The following is a 16,266-nucleotide window of genomic DNA, read 5'->3' as shown; positions in this document are numbered from 1 at the left end:
GCGGCCTCACCGCCCCAGGCGGTGGGCCTCCCGCTCCGCCCTGGCGGCGGCCTCACGCTCCTTGTCCCCCTCGGCGCGCAGCCCAAAGGCGGCCAGCACGTTGACGAGCACACCGATGACGACGACCGTGACGCCAAAGGCCACCCCCGAGGCCGACCCCGTCAACCCCACCAGGGGCGAGGCCACACCACCGGCGACGAACTGGATGAAGCCCAGCAGCGCCGAGGCCGTGCCCGCCCAGCGGCCGGCCCGCCCCAGGGCGAGGGCCGGCAGGTTGCCGATGCAGGAGCCGATCGCCGCCACGTGCAGGATGAAGAGCACGACGGTGAGCACCGTCAGGCCGGCACGGGAGGCCTGCGAGACCGGGCCCGCCAGGAGCAGCAGGCACACCGCCGCGAAGACGAGGTCGATGCCGAGCAGCGCGATGAGCCCCACGCGCACCTGCCTGTGCGGGGAGACCCTGGAGGCCAGGGAGCCGCACACCGAGACGGACACCGTCACCACGAGCCCGCAGACCGCGAAGACGCCCGTGTAGACGCTCGTGCCCATGCCGAGAACCCCCTGGAGGATGAAGGGGGCGCTGGACAGGTAGGCGGTCAGCAGCGCGAAGACGAGCGCGTTGATGAGGACCAGGCGCACGAAGACCAGGTCACGGCCCAGCTCGCGCGTGCCGTTGACGAGCAGGGCCAGACTGCCGTCGTGACGGTCCCGCGCGTCCAGGGTCTCAGGGACCCACAGGGCGACCATGAGCACGAGCAGCCCCTGGAAGGCCGCGACGACGGCGAGGATGCCGCGCCAGCCCACCGGGCCGACGAGCGCCCCACCGAGGATCGGCGCGAGGACGGGGGCGACACCCTGGATCGCCATGACGAGGGACAGCACCCTCGCCGCGGTGATACCGCGTGAGCGGTCCGAGATGACGGCGCGCCCCAGCACCATGCCCGCCGCGCCACCGAGTCCCTGGAGGAAGCGGGCTGCCAGCAGCAGCCCCGCACTCGGGGCGAGGACGGTGCCGACGCCGGCGACGAAGGCCAGGACGCTGCCCCACAGGAGCAGGGGGCGGCGACCGAGGCGGTCAGACAGGACGCCGATGACGAGCTGTCCCAGGGCGACACCCACAAGGAAGGTCGTCAAGGTCAGCTGGACGGCGGAGGCGGAGACCTCCAGGTCCTCAGCCATCTGGGTGAAGGCCGGAAGGTAGGCGTCCATCGCCAGGGGGCGACGGCCGCGAGCCCGGCCAGGGACAGCAGCAGCGTCGGCCGGAAGGCGGCGCGTAGGCCGTCGCCGGGAAGCGCCACCTCACCCTCGGCAGGGACAGGTCCGGTGGAGGAGGTCTCGTTCATGCCGCCAGGTTATGGAGCCCTGTCGCCGCAGCGCCTGTGCGTGCGGGCGTGACATCCTGCGTCACTTCCTGCGGCTGGCAGGCGGGCGTGGAGGCCGCGTTCTCACAGGGGCCTCATACCTGTGCCTCACGAGTAGCACACACCTGCGGCCGAGCCTCCTGCCATGAGCACACTCCACGGCCACCCGCGCACCACGACGCGTGCGGGCACCAAGCGCCGCTCCTTCCTCCTGGGCGGCGCCGCCCTCCTGGGCCTGTCCGCCACCGGGGCCTCGGCCTGGGCCCTGGACCGCTTCGTCATCGACCACACCGAGATCGAGGACGTCGCCGCCTACGAGGCCGCCAGCTCCTCCAGCAGCTCCGCAGCCACGGCCACAGCCACCGAGGTGAGCGTCGGGGCCAGCACGTACACGTCCTCGGCCACGAGCATCAGCATCGAGACGGTGAGCACCGGCTCCGGCTCGGACGCGGTCACGTACCACGTCGCCGACGTCGTCCTGTCCGACGCCACCGCCCTGCGCTCGGCCTTCGCCGACAACCGCTACGGCACGAACATCACCGCCCGCCCCAGTGAGATCGCCCAGTCGATGGGCGCCGTCCTCGCCGTCAACGGCGACTACTACGGCTTCCGCGAGGACGGCATCCTCATCCGCAACGGCGTCATCTACCGCGACGAGGGCGTGCGTGACGGCATCGCCTTCTACACCGACGGCCGCGCCGAGGTCTACGACGAGACCACCACCGACGCGCACAGCCTGCTCGACGCGGGCGTGTGGTCCACCTGCTCCTTCGGCCCGTCACTGGTGGACGGCGGCGCCGTCATCGCGGGCATCGACCAGGTCGAGGTGGACACGATCTTTGGCAACCACTCCATCCAGGGCTACCAGCCGCGCACCGCCATCGGCTGGGTGGACGACGCCCACTACGTCATGGTCGTCGTCGATGGGCGTGACGAGGGCTACTCGCGGGGCGTGACGCTGCCGGAGCTGGCCGGGATCATGGTCTCCCTGGGCTGCCAGTGCGCCTACAACCTCGACGGCGGCGGCTCCTCCGCCATGTACTTCAACGGCGAGATCGTCAACCGGCCCTCCAACGGCGGCGAGCGGGCCACCTCCGACATCCTCTACATCGCGATGGGGGCCTGAGATGAGCACCCACCCGAGCCTGCGCGAGCCGCACACCCGCGGCACCTTCCCCACCCGCCGGAGCCTGACGGGTCCCGACGGGGTCCTGCCCCAGCCACGGGCGCAGGCCCGGCCGGCGGCCGCGGTGCGCACGCACCTTGTCGTCCTCATCCCCGCCTACCAGCCCGACTCCCGCCTGCCGCAGCTCGTCACCACGCTGCGCCGCGACCTGCCTGGCGTTCAGGTGCTCGTCGTCGACGACGGCTCGGGGCCCACCTGGACAGGGGTCTTCGACGAGGCCCGCGAGCGCGGCGCCCAGGTCATCTCCTACCCGGTCAACGCCGGCAAGGGGCACGCCCTGCGCACCGGCCTGGCCCGGGCAGCCGCCGCCTGGCCGAGCGCGGACGTCGTGTGCGCCGACGCCGACGGCCAGCACACGCCCGCGGACATCGCAGCCGTGGCCCGGCGGGTGCGCGAGTCCGGCCGGATGACGCTGGGGGTGCGCGAGTTCACCGGCAAGGTGCCGGCCCGCTCCCGGATCGGCAACGATGTCACGGCCCTGCTGTTCCGTGGCGCCACCGGCTGGCGGCTGCGCGACACCCAGACGGGGCTGCGCGGCTACCCGGCGGGCGGCTACGGCTGGATGCTCGACGTGCCGGGCGGCCGCTACGAGTACGAGCTCAGTGCCCTGCTGCGCGCCCACGACCTGGGTCTGAAGGTGGAGCAGGTCGGCATCGAGACGGTCTACGAGCCGGGCAACGCCTCCAGCCACTTCCGGCCCCTGCAGGACTCGGTACGGATCTACGCGCCGTTGCTGCGTTTCACGGGGGCGAGCCTGGGGTCCTTCGTCATCGACTGGGTCATGGTGCTGGCCCTGCACGCTCTGACCGGCAACCTGTTGGCGGCCGTCGCGGGGGCGCGGATGGTGTCCGGGGCGGCAGACTTCGCCATGAACCGGCGCGTGTTCCGGGCCACGGGGTCGCTGTGGCGCACGGGGGTGCGCTACGTGCTGCTGGCGCTGGGGCTCGTGGCGGCCTCCTACCTGGGGCTGGCGGCCCTGACCGGGGTGGGCGTGCCGCTGGCGCTGGCCAAGCCGGTGGTCGACGGCGTGCTCTACCTCGCCTCGTACACGATCCAGCGGCGGGTGGTGTTCCGCGAGCGCCGGTGAGGCGGAGCCCAGCGCACGCTCATCGCGGCCACGCGCGCTCAACGACCCGGAGCCATCGTTGAAATCCCGGGATTGGCAGCCCAACCCCGAGGACACTCGTGTGGTTCCCATGTGCGCGGGCGGGGCTCGCGCACATGGGAACCACACGATGCCGGAGGCGTGAACGAGACAACCGCGGCATCACGCGAATCACACCCACAGCCCATTCACATGAGCGTGCGTCCCGGGCGGCACGCGCGCCGACGGCTCACCCGGGCAAGCTGCCACCTACTCGCAGGCGACCCCGTCATTGTCACGGTCCAGAGCCGACCTGTAGCCCGGATCGCCGGCGTACAGGGGCGCGGCACCCGCCTGCCTGGCCTCGGTGCAGTTGGCGTAGTAGACGCTCACTGGCGCCGGGGCGGGGTCAGCGGCGGGGGCTGCTCCGTCACCGTCACCGTCGCCCGGTTCTTGCGGAGCAGTGGTGTAGATGAAGGTGGGAACCAGCGTCGGGACGGGCGTCGGTTCGTAGACGACCGTCGGTACCGGCGTCGGCTCGTACACCACTGTCACCACAGGAGACGGCACCGTCTGCGGGGTCGAGGACCCGCCCTCAGAGGTCGTGGCACCGCCGATCCCAACACCCAGGACGAAGGCCGGGATGGCGGCCAACGCAGCCACTTTCCCGACGCTTGCCGAGCGCTGGGGCGGTGGCTGACGGAAAGGCGCCGTGGGACGAGGCAAGCTGGGAGCACCGGGGCGAGTGGGAGGGAACGTCATCAGAACCTCGCGGGGACAAGGTGGGAACTGGGGGCAGAGCAGTCGAGCACCTCCCGAGCCGCCATGGACGCGGCGCTACCGAGGGGGACGGCAGCCCGCGGGAACGGGCGTCGGGAGGGCTGCCGTCACTGTAGCGCCGCCCCGGCTGCACGGGGTCTCAGACCAGGCCCGCCTCGTAGGCGGCGATGACGAGCTGGGCGCGGTCGCGCGCGCCCAGGCGCGCCAGCAGCGCGGTGATGTGGGTGCGGCAGGTGGCCCGGGTGATGCCCAGCTCGGTCTCGATCTCGGAGTTGGAGCAGCCGCGGGCGATGAGCCGCAGCACGTCGGTCTGTCGCGGGGTCAGTCCCTCGATCCCGCCACCGCGCCCCCTCGGCGCGGGATCGAGGAGCGGGGCGAGGGCCTGGGGACTGAGCAGGGTCTGACCGGCGTTGACGGTGCGCACGGCGTCGACGACGACCTGGGGCTCGGCGTCCTTGAGCAGGAACCCCGAGGCGCCGGCGCGCAGGGTCCCCAGGACGTACTCGTCGACCTCGAACATGGTCAGCACCAGCACCCGGGTCTCCGGCAGCGCGGCCCGGATCAGCCGGGTCGCCTCGATCCCGTCGTGCCCGGGCATGCGGATGTCGGTGAGGACGACGTCGGGGCGCAACCGCGTCGCCAGCACCACGGCCTCGGCGCCGTCGGCGGCCTGGCCGACGACCTCCAGGTCGTCCTCGGCGTCCAGCAGAGCCACCAGGGACAGGCGCAGCAGCGCCTGGTCCTCGGCGACGACGACCCGGATCGGGGCGCTCACCGGCGCACCTGCGCGTCCACGGGGATGCGGGCGCTGAGCCGGAAGCCGACGCCCAGGGCCGGACGCGTCCCGTCCCCACCCTCCGGGCGCCCGTGCGCCACCGGGGCGCCGGCCTCAGTCCCGGACGGCTCAGTCCCGGGAGACTCAGTCCCGACCCCAGTCTCGCGCGGCCCGGCGCTCAACTGCGCCCCCATGGCCGCAGCCCGTTCGGCCAAGGCCGTAAGCCCGGTGCCCGTGCCGGGCTGCGCCACCCACCCGGGGGCGGGCCCGGCGTCGGCGACCTCCACGCGCAGCGCCTCGCCGTCGGCCCCGGCAACGACATCCACGCACACATCAACCGCCACCGGCCCCGCGTGCCGAGCCGTGTTCGCCAGCCCCTCGCGCACCACCGCCAGGGCCAGGCCACTGCCGCAGGGCTCGTCGGCGGCCACGCCGTCGGCCTCGACACGAGTGCGGACCTCAAGCCCGAGACCGCGGGCCGCGTCGGCGGCCTGCTCGACGGCATCGGAGAGCGGCACAGTCGGTGCGGGTCGCGTCGATCCGGGTTGCGGGGCGGACCCCTGGCCGCGCAGGACGCCGAGCATGGACCTCAGGTCCGCCGTGGCGGCCCGTGAGGTCTGCTCAACCTCCGACAGCGCGGTCCGCAGCCCCTCGACGTCGGTCTCCAGGCGCTGGGCGACGGCGGCGCGCACGGTGATGGCACCCAGGCTCCCCGAGACGAGGTCATGCAGGTCCCGGGCGATGGCGAGACGGTCCTCGGCCACCGCCACCCGGACGGCCTGCGCGGTCAGGGCCGCCTCGTAGGCGGCGCGGTCACGACGTCGCAGCCACAGCAGGGCCGCCAGGAGGGAGACCAGGACGATCCAGGCGATGGCCTGGACCCAGGGCTCCTGCACACCCTCCGGGGCCACTCCGACCACCAGCAGGATGGCGATACCGAAGAGCACGGCCGTCGCGCGGGCACGGGAGCGAAAGACGTCGGACACGCCTCGCAGTGTAAGGACCGGCGTCGGCGGCCTCATCGGACCAGGGTCTGACACGCCTGGGTCCGAGACGCCCGCCTGCGATCGTCCACGACGCCGAGGCGCCCGCCGTCGTCAACCATCAGTGTGGCCCCATGACCAACATGACCCCACGCGCTCGCGGCGCCACCGCCCCCGACGGCCGTCGTACCGCGGCCGCCCCCGCGGCCCGGCCCGGTACTCGGCCCACAGCCCGCCCCGCGGCCGCCCCCGCGGCCCGGCCCGCCCTGCTGCGGGCCCTGCACGCCGAGGCGCTCAAGCTCGCCGCACTGCCCGGAGCCCGGCTGGGAGCGGCCCTGACGATCGCCATCCCGGTACTCCTCGAGCTCAACAACACCCGGGGCATGGCCGCCGAGCTCGCCGCCGACCCCGGCTCCCACCTGCACCAGATACTGCCCGACATGGGCATCATGCCCGCGTCCTTCGGGTCCGTGGGCGTCGTCGTCCTCGCCACCGCCTGCATGGCCGGGGAGTTCACGGCCAACACCCAGGACCTGGGCTCGGCACGGCAGCTGACCACCACCCTGCTGGTTGAGCCGCGCCGCACCGTCACACTGGCGGCCAAGGCCCTCATCGTGCTGGCGACGACGGCGGTGCTGGCCGCCGTCGCCTGCGCCCTCACCTTCACCATCACCACCCGCGCGCTGGGCGAGTGGGCACCGACACTGTGGCCGCTGCCGTGGGAGCAGGTCCTCGGCCTGTACGCCTGGTGGCTCCTCAACGCCATGGGGGCCATGGCCCTGGCCTGCCTCTCCCGCGGTGCGCTTGTCCCCCTGACGTGGTGCATCACCACCATCTCCCTGGTCTCCCCCAGCCTCCTGCTGTCCAAGGTCACGGACCTCGCGGCGTGGATGCCCGACGCGGCCGCCTACAACATCATCAGCAAGGACTACATCGGCCCCACGCTGCCAGCCGGCGAGGCGTGGACGGCCCTGGCCGCCTGGACGCTGGCGGCACTGACACTGACCACCGTCCTGTGGACGAGGAAGGACGCCTGAGCATGATCACCATCGAGCGCCTCATCAAGCGGCACGGGCAGCGCACCGTGCTCCACGAGCTGAGTCTTGAGGCCCGGCCCGGCAGGGTCACCGGCTTCGTGGGGCCCAACGGGGCGGGCAAGTCCTCCACCCTGCGCTGCCTGCTCGGCCTGGACCGCATCGACGCGGGCACCGCCCTCCTGGGCGGGCGCCCCTACCGCGAGCTGCACCACCCCCTGCGCACCGTCGGCGCGGTGCTCGACGGCGCCGGCGCCCACCCGTCGAGCACGGGCCGCGCCCACCTGCGGTGGGTGGCCGCCGGGTCGGGCATCCCCCGGCGCCGGGTCGACGAGGTCCTCGAGCTCGTCGGGCTCAGCGAGGCGGCCGGACGGCGGGTACGCACCTACTCGCTGGGCATGGGCCAGCGCCTGGGACTGGCCGCCGCCCTGCTGGGCGACCCGGAGATCCTCATCCTCGACGAGCCCGTCAACGGTCTGGACCCGGCTGGCATCCGCTGGATGCGCGACCTCATGCGGGAGCGTGCCGCGGCGGGCGGCACCGTCCTGGTCTCCAGCCACGTGCTTGGCGAGCTCGCCGAGGTCGCCGACGACGTCGTCGTCATCGCCGAGGGACGGGTGCGCGCCGCCGGAACGCTCACCGAGGTGGCCGGTGGGCACCGGGACCTGGAGGAGGCCTTCTTCTCCCTGACCGCCCCCGGGGCCGGAGCATGAGCGCGCTGCGGGCGGAGGCGCTCAAGCTCGGGTCCCTACCGGCACTGCGCTGGACGGCGGTGCTCACGGTCCTCGGTGCCGCCCTCATGCTCCTCACCCTGCGTCAGGGCGTCCCCCGGGCGGACTCCGCGCCCGCGCAGGCCGTCGCCGCGGCCATGTGGACCTGGGGCGGGCTCGTCCAGGTCGGCTTCCTCGCCGCCGGGGTCCTTGCCTCCACCAAGGAGCACACGAGCGCGCTGGGGCGCACGACGCTCCTCGTCGAGCCCCGGCGCCCGGCCGTGTGGGCGGGACGGCTCGCGGTGCTCACCGCCGTGATCCTGCCGGTGGCCGCGACGCTGGCCGGCGCGGCCCTGCTCACCTTCGACGCGAACCCGGTGCACGGCTCGGTGGAGGCCGCCGCCCGCACCGGGGCCTGGCTCGTGGTGCTGGCGGTGGCGGCCACCGGGGCGGGTGCGGCCCTCAGGCAGGTGCTTGCGGCGACCTCGGTGCTCCTGCTGCTCGTCGTCGTCGCCCCCGCCACCGCCCAGATCCTCGGAGAGTGGTCGCACTGGCTGCCCGGGGTAGCGGCCCAGGACTGGGTGCGTGAGGGCGCCTGGCAGGACGGCGCCGTCGTGCTGGCCTGGTCGCTGGCGGCCGTGGTGGCGGGGGCGGTGCGCCTGACGCGTTCGGACGCCTGAGCGTACGGGGCGCCGGCCCGGCGTCGGCTCACTCCTACCGGCTTATTCCAGACGGCTGCGAAGCAGGCTGCGCGGGGGCCGCGCCGCCACCCGGGCCACGACCAGTCCCAGGGCCACCACGACCGCGATCGCCACGGCCAGCATCACCCACGTCGCCGGCAGGGTGTGCCAGGGCGCGAAGCCGTCAGGGTAGACGCGTCGCCGCCAGGACACCACGTAGGTGCCGGCCGCCCAACCCACCACCACACCCAGGGGGACCCCCAGGCCCAGGACGACCGCCGCGTGCGCCATCATGGTGCCCCGCAGGAAGCGCGGCCGGGCGCCCAGGGCGTGCATCGTCACCAGGTCGGGCAGCGTCTGGCTGCGCACGAGGGACAGGCTGACCCCCAGCGCGGACAGCGCGAAGAGCACCGCGACACCGAAGGCAGTCAGCCCGGTTCTTCCGCCCCACGGACTGGCCTGCGCATCGCGGCCCGCAGCGGCCATGACGAGGTCGGTGCCTTCGGTGAGGATGCTCTCGGCACGCTCGACCTCCGCGGGACTCAGGTCGCGGGAGGTCTCCAGGACCGCACCGACGTAGATGGGTGCGATGTCACCGAGTCCGAGCCCGGCCAGGGTCTGGGGTGTCATCACCACCGAGGCCGCCAGGCGCGGCAGGAGGCGGCCGGGCACCTCCACGGTTCCCATGGTGTGCCCACGGGTGTCGAGCGCGGCGATGACGACCGTCCCGTCGTCGGCGATCCGGGTGGCGTCGTTGACGACGACGCCACCCTCCTCCAGCATCCGGGCCGCCTGCTCGGCACCGGGCAGCCTGGTGGCGCGCATCGTCTGGGCGTCCATGACGAGCATGACGCCGCCCAGCCACCAGGGAAGCGCGTACCCGGCGGTGTAGCCGCGCATGGCGCTGACGCAGACCGCCTCCGAGCGTCCCAGCACCGACCCGATGGAGGCCGCCAGGCCGTTGCGCTCATCGCACTCGCGCCCGGGGGCGGGCAGGGCCATCAGGTGCGGGCCCTCGCCGCGCACGTCCGGTGAGTAGACGGGACGGGCCCCGGTCACCGGCAGCCCCGCCTCGGACAGCGCGGCAGCCTGGGAGCGCAGAAGAGCGGCGTCGAACTCGCCATCGACCGGGGCGTCGGGGCCGATCGCGAGGGTGCCGGGGCCCACCAGGCTCGTCTGCGTGTCCTCCACCTTCTGGGCCTCGGCGGGGATGAGGACGCAGCCGGCGCCCAGGACCGCCACGGCGAGCGCCACCGCCCCGACGACCGGTGCGGTGCGCGACAACCGGCCGCCCGCCTCCCGCAGGGCCAGGCGCAGCGCCAGCGGGGCACGATGGGCCTGGGACGACACCGTCAGGACGAGGGCCGGAACGGCCAGCAGCAGGGCGACCGCCACGGCCAGGACGGCGAGCACCACCAGTGCCATCGCCGCGCCACCCGGTCCCGCCGGTCCACGGGCCTGTTCGGGTTCCAGCGCCGGGATCGGCACCCTCAACGAGCCGAGCGCACAGCCCACGGCGACCATCAGGACGATGGAGGCGCCCAGCCACCGGGCCCGCCCCTGCGGGTGGCCGACGACGACCGGCCGCTGCTTGAGGGCCCCCGCGAGGTCGCCGCGGGACACACGGCGGGCGGCCGTCGCGGTGGCGAGCCAGCCGGCGCCCGCGCTCAGCAGGACGACGAGGCCGGCCTGCCACGCAGGGGGCAGGATCACGGGCCGTTCGGGCATGAGGACGCGTGCCGCGCCGACCGCCGCGGACATACCCACGGCCCATCCCAGCAGGCCGCCGCACACTCCCGTCCCCACACCCTGGAGGGTGAGGATGCGGCGCATGTCCCGGGGCCGGGCACCGACGGCGGCCGTCAGCGCCAGGGTGCGCCTGTGCTGGTCCGCGGCCACGACGAAGGCCGGGGTGACCAGCCCCAGCAGCAGGCCGACGGCGCCGACCGCGGCCAGCACCACCATGACGACCTGGAGGGCGACGGCGGCCGGGTCGATGGTCACCGGGTAGAGCTCGGAGTCGGCGGGGTAGGCGGTCAGCACCTCGCGGGAGACGACGACGGCCATGCGCACGTTGAGGGCCTTGACCTGCTCCCAGGTCACCGCCTCGGGGCCGGTGATGAGGAAGTGGGCGTCGATGCCGGCCGGGTCGCCCCGGGCGGTGGAGGCGACCCAGTCGTCCAGCGCCCAGGCGGTGTCCGCCTTGGAACCGACGATGCCCGAGACCCGGTATCCGCGCTGGGTGCCGGCCAGGAACTCGTCGATCCGGCCGTCGGTGGAGTACCAGCCTGTGAAGGGCGGTGCGATGAGGGTGATCTCGTCGCCGAGGTCGGCGCCGGTGCGCTCGGCCACAGCGCTGGTGATGACGATGCCGGCGGCATCGGTGGGCGCGCTGCCGCGCACGAGCCCGCCGCTGGCCGGGAGCAGGAGGTCGAGGGTGCCGGAGTCGGCCTCGGTGAGCGTCATGGTGGCGACGCGCGTGGTCGCGACCCCGGCGAGGTCCGTGGAGCCGGTGCCCGCGGCCCGCAGCTGACCGGGCTGCGAGTCGATGCCGGTGGTGGCCAGGAGCGTCCCGGTGCTCCAGTACTGGTGGACCTGGTTGGCGGCGGGGATGAGGCCTGCGAGCTCCTGGGCGTTCAGCGGCACGACGTCGGGGTCGTCCACCCAGGATCCCAGCCCCTCGGGGCGCTGCCGGATGGGTGAGGACAGCGGGTCGACGGCGGTGCCGGTGACGACGGCCTGGACGCCGTCGGGGATGGTGGCCAGGGCGGCTCGGCGACTGGGCACGTCTGAGCCGTGGGTGGCCAGCAGACCGAGCGCGCCACCCACGGCCGCCACCGGCAGGGCGATGAGGAGGATGGCGCTGATGGTGCGCAGGCGGTGGCGGGCGGCGTCGCGGCGGGCCAGGCGCACGACGGGGCGCAGAGCGCGCAGCCGGGCCCTCACGGCTGCTCCGTGGCGGTGTCGCCGGAGGCGGTCAGTAGGACCGCGGGGTCCTCGGCCTGCGAGCTGCCCGCCGTGCGTCCGTCGCGCAGGAAGATGGTGCGGTCCGCCCAGGCGGCGAAGCGGGGCTCGTGGGTCACGAGCAGGACGGCGGCGCCGTCGTCGGCGCGCTGCCGCAGGACGGACACGACGTCACCACCGGTGGCCGAGTCGAGCGCGCCGGTGGGCTCGTCGGCCAGGAGGAGGCGGCGCGGCCCGATGAGGGCGCGGGCGATGGCGATCCGCTGGGCCTGGCCGCCGGAGACGTCCTCGGGGAAACGGTTGGCGAGCTCGGCGACGCCGACGCCGTCGAGGGCCTCCATGGCCTGGGCGCGTGCACGGGCCGCGGGCACGCCGTCGAGCTCCAGGGGGAAGGCGACGTTCTCGATGGCGGTCAGGGAGGGCAGGAGGTTGAGGTCCTGGAAGACGAAGCCGATGGAGCGGCGCCGCAGGTCCGCCTTCCGGGTGGGGCTCAGGCCCGTCAGGTCCTGCCCCTCGACGAGGACCCGCCCGGAGGTGGGCGCGTCCAGGGCGCCGGCGAGGTTGAGCAGCGTGGACTTCCCTGAGCCCGAGGGGCCCATGACGGCGACGAACTCACCGGCGTTCAGAGCCAGGTCGACGTCCTTCAGGGCGGTGACCGCGCGGGGGCCCTCACCGTGGACGCGGGTGACGCACTCCAGGCGCAGGACGGCCTCGGCGGCACTCATCTGGGGCTCCCGGCGGCGGGGCGGCTGGCGGTCGGCCGGGCGGCGGCCCGCGCGGCGGCGGACCGGTTGGCAACAGGCTGGTCGGCAGCGGTGCGACCGCTTGCCCCCGAGGCAAGTTGGCGTGCACGCGCAAGGCGGCCCTCGACGTCATCGAGCCAGCGCAGCTCGGCCTCCAGGGCGTAGACATGATGGTCCAGGACAAGGGATGCTGCGAGGTCCTCGTCGGCGGCGCGGCGCGCACGGGTGATCTCGTGCAGGGTGGCCTGGCTGGCCTGGCGCTGCTGCTGGAGGAGGGCGGCGACGTTGACACCGGGCACCGTGGTGGCCAGGGCGAGCTTGATGATGAGCTCGTCGCGCTCCGGATGGCGTCGCGGCACCGGGACGCTCCACCAGCGGTCGAGCTCGGCGCGGCCGGCCTCGGTCAGGGACCAGGCCGCGACCTCGGAGGAGCCGGAGGCCGGAGCGCTCCGGGTGGGGGCTGTCCGGGCGGGGGAGGCGTCGTGCCGCACCACAAGGCCGTCGCGCTCCAGACGGCCGAGGGTGGTGGAGACCTGACCGATGTTGAGCAGCCACGTCGAGCCGGTCGAGGACTCGAAGTCCTTGCGGAGCTGGTAGGTACCGGCGTCCCCCAAGGACAGCAGGGCGAGCAGGGCGTGCTTGACGGACATGGAACCTCCCGGAGGGACCCCAACATGGTTGCCGAGTAATGGATACTCAGTATCTACCCCAGTATCGGCCCCACCGCGGTGACGGTCAAGCCTCCAGAAGCCCCTCGACGCCGCACTCGCAGCCGGCCGTCGCGCAGGCCCCTCAGGCGGGCCGGTAGGTGAAGCGCTCCCAGCCCATCGCCTCGATGTCGGCGGCCATGCGCTCGCACCGGGCGTCCCATCCGGGAGCCACCACCGGGAAGGCGCCGCTCGTGCCGCGGCCACGGACCTGTTGCAACGCGTAGACCCGCGCCCCGGCCTCGTGCACCCGGCGGGCGACCTCCACAGCGTCCTCGGCGGTGACGTCACCGGGGACGACGGTGGTGCGCACCTCCAGGTCCGTGCCGGAGGCGAGCAGGACCTCGAGCGAGTCCCACACCTTCGCCGCTGCGTTCGCGCGTCCCACCACCTGCGTGTAGTGCTCGGGCAGGGCCTTGACGTCGAGGCCCACCCAGTCGACGAGTCCTGCCTCCACCAGGTCACGCAGCCGCCTGGGGTACATCCCGGCCGTGTGCAGGCCCACCTGGAAGCCCATGTCCTTGACCTCGCGGGCGGCGTCGGCCAGGCCGTCCTGGCGCAGGGCCTCACCGCCGGTGAGGACGACGCCGTCGAGCAGCCCCCGCCGCCGCGACAGCAGGTCGCGCACCTCCTGCCAGGCGACCGCGCCGGGGGTTCGCACGGGGATGAGGTCGCGGTTGTGGCAGTAGAAGCACCTCCACGGGCAGCCCTGCGTGAAGACCGTCGCCGTGAGGTGGTCCGGCCAGTCCACGGTGGACATGGGTACGAGCCCCGCGATCTGCAGGGAGTCCGCGGGCCGGGACGCCCCGGCCCCGCCCGCCCCGGTCTCAGACGTCAAAGCCAAGGGAGGCTGCGATCTCGTCGAGGCGGCGCGTGCGGAGCCCACCGCGCCGCACAGCCTCCGCCTCCGCCCTCAGCGCGCAGGCGTACTGCACACACCGGCGCAGTCGCGCCTCTGCGCCCGGGGCGCACTCAACGCTCCACTGGGCCGCCTGCTTCCCCTTGTCCTCACGAGCACTCACGCCGGCGCCCCCTCATGCGCTCACCGCGCTCAGCCGGGAGGTGGCCGGACCGTGCCCGGCTGCGGCCCCCTCAGTGAACATCGTGCGCTCGGCGTACTCGCCCTTCTTACCGATGTTGAAGGACTTGACCGGGCGGAAGTAGCCCATGACGCGGGTCCACACCTCACACTCGACAGGCTCCGCGCCGGGGTGCAGGTCGGCGCACTTGGGGCAGGTGACGTGCTCGCCGGCGAGGTAGCCGTGGGTCGGGCAGATCGAGAAGGTCGGCGTGATGGTGATGTACGGGGAGCGGAAGGCCGTCAGTGAGCGGCGCACGAGCTCCTTGCAGGCCTGGGCGGAGGAGACGCGCTCGTTCATGTACAGGTGCAGGACGGTGCCACCCGTGTACTTGGTCTGCAGCTCCTCCTGCATCTCCTGGGCGAGGAAGGGGTCGTCCGTGTAGCCGACGGGCAGCTGGGAGGAGTTCGTGTAGTACGGGTTGGCGTCCGTTCCGGCCTGGAGGATGCCGGGCAGGCGCTTGCGGTCCTCCTTGGCGAAGCGGTACGTGGTGCCCTCGGCGGGGGTGGCCTCGAGGTTGTACAGGTGGCCGGTGGCCTCCTGGACCTGGACCATCCGCTCACGCACGTGGTCCAGGACGCGCACGCACATGTCGTGCCCGCGCGGGTCGGTGAGGTCGTAGGCATCGTGAGTGAAGTTGCGGACCATCTCGTTCATGCCGTTGACGCCGATGGTCGAGAAGTGGTTGTCGAGGGTGCCGAGCCAGCGCTTGGTGAAGGGGAACAGGCCGGCGTCGATGTGGTGCTGGATGACGACGCGCTTGAGCTCGAGGGTGTCGGAGGCGATGTCAATGAGGCGGTCGAGGGCGGACACCAGTCCCGCCTCGTCACCGTGGTGCAGGTAGCCCAGGCGTGCCATGTTGATCGTGACGACGCCGACGCTCCCGGTCTGCTCGGCGGAGCCGAACAGGCCGTTGCCCCGCTTGAGCAGCTCGCGCAGGTCGAGCTGGAGGCGGCAGCACATCGAGCGGATCATGCCCGGGTCAAGCTCGGAGTTGATGAAGTTCTGGAAGTAGGGCAGGCCGTACTTCGCCGTCATCTCGAACAGCAGGTCGGCGTTGTCCGAGTCCCAGTCGAAGTCCTTGGTGATGTTGTAGGTGGGGATGGGGAAGGTGAAGACGCGCCCGTCAGCGTCGCCGTCGGTCATGACCTCCATGAAGGCTCGGTTGATGAGGGCCATCTCCTCGGCGAGGTCGCCGTAGGTGAAGTCGCACAGCTCGTCCCCGATCAAGGGGTGCTCGTCGGCGAGGTCGGCGGGGCAGGTCCAGTCGAAGGTGAGGTTGGTGAAGGGCGTCTGGGTGCCCCAGCGGGAGGGGACGTTGAGGTTGAAGATGAGCTCCTGCATGCACTGCAGGACCTCGTCGTAGGTCATGGCGTCCAGGCGGACGAAGGGCGCCATGTAGGTGTCGAAGGAGCTGAAGGCCTGGGCTCCGGCCCACTCGTTCTGCAGGGTGCCGAGGAAGTTGACGATCTGGCCCACGGCGCTGGAGAAGTGTCGCGGCGGCTTGCAGGCGATCTTGCCGGGGACGCCGTTGAAGCCCTGCTGGAGGAGGGACTTGAGGGACCAGCCGGCGCAGTACCCGGCGAACATGTCGAGGTCGTGGATGTGGATGTCGCCGCTGCGGTGGGCGTCACCGGCGGCCTGGGAGTAGATCTGGCTGAGCCAGTAGTTGGCGATGACCTTGCCGCTCGTGTTGAGGATCATGCCGCCGAGCGAGTAGCCCTGGTTGGCGTTGGCGTTGACGCGCCAGTCGGAGCGGTCCAGGTACTCGGTGACGGTGGCGACGGCGTCCACGACAGGGCGCGAGCCGTGGGCGACGGCGGAGTCGGCGGAGCCGTGGGCCACAAGCTCGGGGTGGGCTGCTGCGAGGTGCGCGTCGGACACGGGTCTCTCCATCGGTGCGTGCGGTTGGCGGGTGGGGCGGCGGTCGCCAGAGCGTGCCTTGCGCGGCGGCTCGGTAGGCCGTGGCGTCGTCGCCGGTCACGACACTACAACCGAAGTACACCGATGTGACACATCATCCGGTGGTCGCGAAGAACTGCAACCACAACATGTTGTGGTGTAGCACCACACTCTCGTCGGCATAGGACGTCATTTTCGCCAGCATTCCGCGACAGTGGGGACGCGAGCCCTAGGGGGCAAGACAGTGACGGGCACCACATAATCGGGTGCGCCCCGGC

The 16,266-nt window shown here is 72.9% G+C and carries 14 protein-coding genes; 5 read left to right on the top strand and 9 right to left on the bottom strand.

Annotated elements, in window-relative coordinates; genetic code table 11:
• Nucleotides 1-6: 6 nt before the first annotated feature.
• Nucleotides 7-1,209, bottom strand: coding sequence for a multidrug effflux MFS transporter (locus tag ACSJJR_RS08150; RefSeq protein ID WP_435942999.1), 1,203 nt, complete (start codon nucleotides 1,207-1,209; stop codon nucleotides 7-9).
• Nucleotides 1,210-1,506: 297 nt separating this feature from the next.
• On the opposite strand from ACSJJR_RS08150, the gene ACSJJR_RS08145 reads away from it, so the two are divergent.
• Nucleotides 1,507-2,487 (top strand): phosphodiester glycosidase family protein, encoded by a 981-nt coding sequence (locus ACSJJR_RS08145; protein ID WP_435942998.1) that lies wholly within the window; start codon nucleotides 1,507-1,509, stop codon nucleotides 2,485-2,487.
• Nucleotide 2,488: 1 nt separating this feature from the next.
• Nucleotides 2,489-3,634, top strand: coding sequence for a glycosyltransferase (locus tag ACSJJR_RS08140; protein ID WP_435942997.1), 1,146 nt, complete (start codon nucleotides 2,489-2,491; stop codon nucleotides 3,632-3,634).
• A gap of 267 nt (nucleotides 3,635-3,901) precedes the next feature.
• On the opposite strand, the gene ACSJJR_RS08135 is transcribed toward ACSJJR_RS08140, so the two are convergent.
• The 3 genes from ACSJJR_RS08135 to ACSJJR_RS08125 form a co-directional block, all read right to left on the bottom strand.
• The gene (locus ACSJJR_RS08135; RefSeq protein WP_435942996.1) at nucleotides 3,902-4,294 is read right to left on the bottom strand and encodes an excalibur calcium-binding domain-containing protein; all 393 of its coding nucleotides are present in this window, start codon (nucleotides 4,292-4,294) and stop codon (nucleotides 3,902-3,904) included.
• 256 nt (nucleotides 4,295-4,550) lie between these two features.
• Nucleotides 4,551-5,186, bottom strand: a complete 636-nt coding sequence (locus tag ACSJJR_RS08130; RefSeq protein WP_435942995.1) for a response regulator — start codon at nucleotides 5,184-5,186, stop codon at nucleotides 4,551-4,553.
• The gene (locus tag ACSJJR_RS08125; RefSeq protein WP_435942994.1) at nucleotides 5,183-6,172 is read right to left on the bottom strand and encodes a sensor histidine kinase; all 990 of its coding nucleotides are present in this window, start codon (nucleotides 6,170-6,172) and stop codon (nucleotides 5,183-5,185) included. Before ACSJJR_RS08125 ends, ACSJJR_RS08130 begins: the two co-directional genes overlap by 4 nt.
• 131 nt (nucleotides 6,173-6,303) lie before the next feature.
• Here ACSJJR_RS08125 and ACSJJR_RS08120 point away from each other — a divergent pair, with 131 nt between their 5' ends.
• Genes ACSJJR_RS08120 through ACSJJR_RS08110 form a run of 3 tightly spaced genes read left to right on the top strand, consistent with a single transcriptional unit; the run spans nucleotide 6,304 to nucleotide 8,593 of the window.
• Nucleotides 6,304-7,206, top strand: a complete 903-nt coding sequence (locus ACSJJR_RS08120) for an ABC transporter (RefSeq protein WP_435942993.1) — start codon at nucleotides 6,304-6,306, stop codon at nucleotides 7,204-7,206.
• A 2-nt stretch (nucleotides 7,207-7,208) separates the two neighbouring features.
• Nucleotides 7,209-7,916 carry an ABC transporter ATP-binding protein gene (locus ACSJJR_RS08115; RefSeq protein WP_435942992.1) on the top strand — a complete coding sequence of 236 codons (708 nt, stop codon included), beginning with the start codon at nucleotides 7,209-7,211 and terminating at the stop codon, nucleotides 7,914-7,916.
• Nucleotides 7,913-8,593: a cupin gene (locus ACSJJR_RS08110; RefSeq protein ID WP_435942991.1), complete on the top strand. Its 681-nt coding sequence runs from the start codon at nucleotides 7,913-7,915 to the stop codon at nucleotides 8,591-8,593. Before ACSJJR_RS08115 ends, ACSJJR_RS08110 begins: the two co-directional genes overlap by 4 nt.
• Nucleotides 8,594-8,635: 42 nt before the next feature.
• Here ACSJJR_RS08110 and ACSJJR_RS08105 read toward each other — a convergent pair whose 3' ends face one another.
• From ACSJJR_RS08105 to ACSJJR_RS08085, 5 genes are all read right to left on the bottom strand, one after another.
• Nucleotides 8,636-11,539, bottom strand: a complete 2,904-nt coding sequence (locus ACSJJR_RS08105) for an ABC transporter permease (RefSeq protein WP_435942990.1) — start codon at nucleotides 11,537-11,539, stop codon at nucleotides 8,636-8,638.
• A complete protein-coding gene (locus ACSJJR_RS08100; protein WP_435942989.1) occupies nucleotides 11,536-12,282 on the bottom strand; it encodes an ABC transporter ATP-binding protein in 747 nt (248 codons plus the stop codon). Before ACSJJR_RS08100 ends, ACSJJR_RS08105 begins: the two co-directional genes overlap by 4 nt.
• A complete protein-coding gene (locus ACSJJR_RS08095) occupies nucleotides 12,279-12,950 on the bottom strand; it encodes a PadR family transcriptional regulator (protein ID WP_435942988.1) in 672 nt (223 codons plus the stop codon). Before ACSJJR_RS08095 ends, ACSJJR_RS08100 begins: the two co-directional genes overlap by 4 nt.
• A 142-nt stretch (nucleotides 12,951-13,092) precedes the next feature.
• The gene (locus ACSJJR_RS08090) at nucleotides 13,093-13,845 is read right to left on the bottom strand and encodes an anaerobic ribonucleoside-triphosphate reductase activating protein (RefSeq protein ID WP_435942987.1); all 753 of its coding nucleotides are present in this window, start codon (nucleotides 13,843-13,845) and stop codon (nucleotides 13,093-13,095) included.
• A 196-nt stretch (nucleotides 13,846-14,041) separates the two neighbouring features.
• Complete coding sequence (locus tag ACSJJR_RS08085; protein ID WP_435942986.1) at nucleotides 14,042-15,982, bottom strand: ribonucleoside triphosphate reductase; 1,941 nt, start codon at nucleotides 15,980-15,982, stop codon at nucleotides 14,042-14,044.
• Nucleotides 15,983-16,266 lie beyond the last annotated feature (284 nt).

Source organism: Actinomyces sp. W5033, assembly GCF_051303165.1.
This window is presented reverse-complemented; position numbering and strand designations above follow the sequence as displayed.

Excerpts from the sequence above, each read along its gene's own strand:
- ACSJJR_RS08150 (WP_435942999.1), bottom strand. The coding sequence starts at position 1,209 with ATGGACGCCTACCTTCCGGCCTTCACCCAGATGGCTGAGGACCTGGAG.
- ACSJJR_RS08085 (WP_435942986.1), bottom strand. The coding sequence starts at position 15,982 with ATGGAGAGACCCGTGTCCGACGCGCACCTCGCAGCAGCCCACCCCGAG.
- ACSJJR_RS08100 (WP_435942989.1), bottom strand. The coding sequence starts at position 12,282 with ATGAGTGCCGCCGAGGCCGTCCTGCGCCTGGAGTGCGTCACCCGCGTC.
- ACSJJR_RS08110 (WP_435942991.1), top strand. The coding sequence starts at position 7,913 with ATGAGCGCGCTGCGGGCGGAGGCGCTCAAGCTCGGGTCCCTACCGGCA.
- ACSJJR_RS08115 (WP_435942992.1), top strand. The coding sequence starts at position 7,209 with ATGATCACCATCGAGCGCCTCATCAAGCGGCACGGGCAGCGCACCGTG.
- ACSJJR_RS08095 (WP_435942988.1), bottom strand. The coding sequence starts at position 12,950 with ATGTCCGTCAAGCACGCCCTGCTCGCCCTGCTGTCCTTGGGGGACGCC.
- ACSJJR_RS08120 (WP_435942993.1), top strand. The coding sequence starts at position 6,304 with ATGACCAACATGACCCCACGCGCTCGCGGCGCCACCGCCCCCGACGGC.
- ACSJJR_RS08140 (WP_435942997.1), top strand. The coding sequence starts at position 2,489 with ATGAGCACCCACCCGAGCCTGCGCGAGCCGCACACCCGCGGCACCTTC.
- ACSJJR_RS08145 (WP_435942998.1), top strand. The coding sequence starts at position 1,507 with ATGAGCACACTCCACGGCCACCCGCGCACCACGACGCGTGCGGGCACC.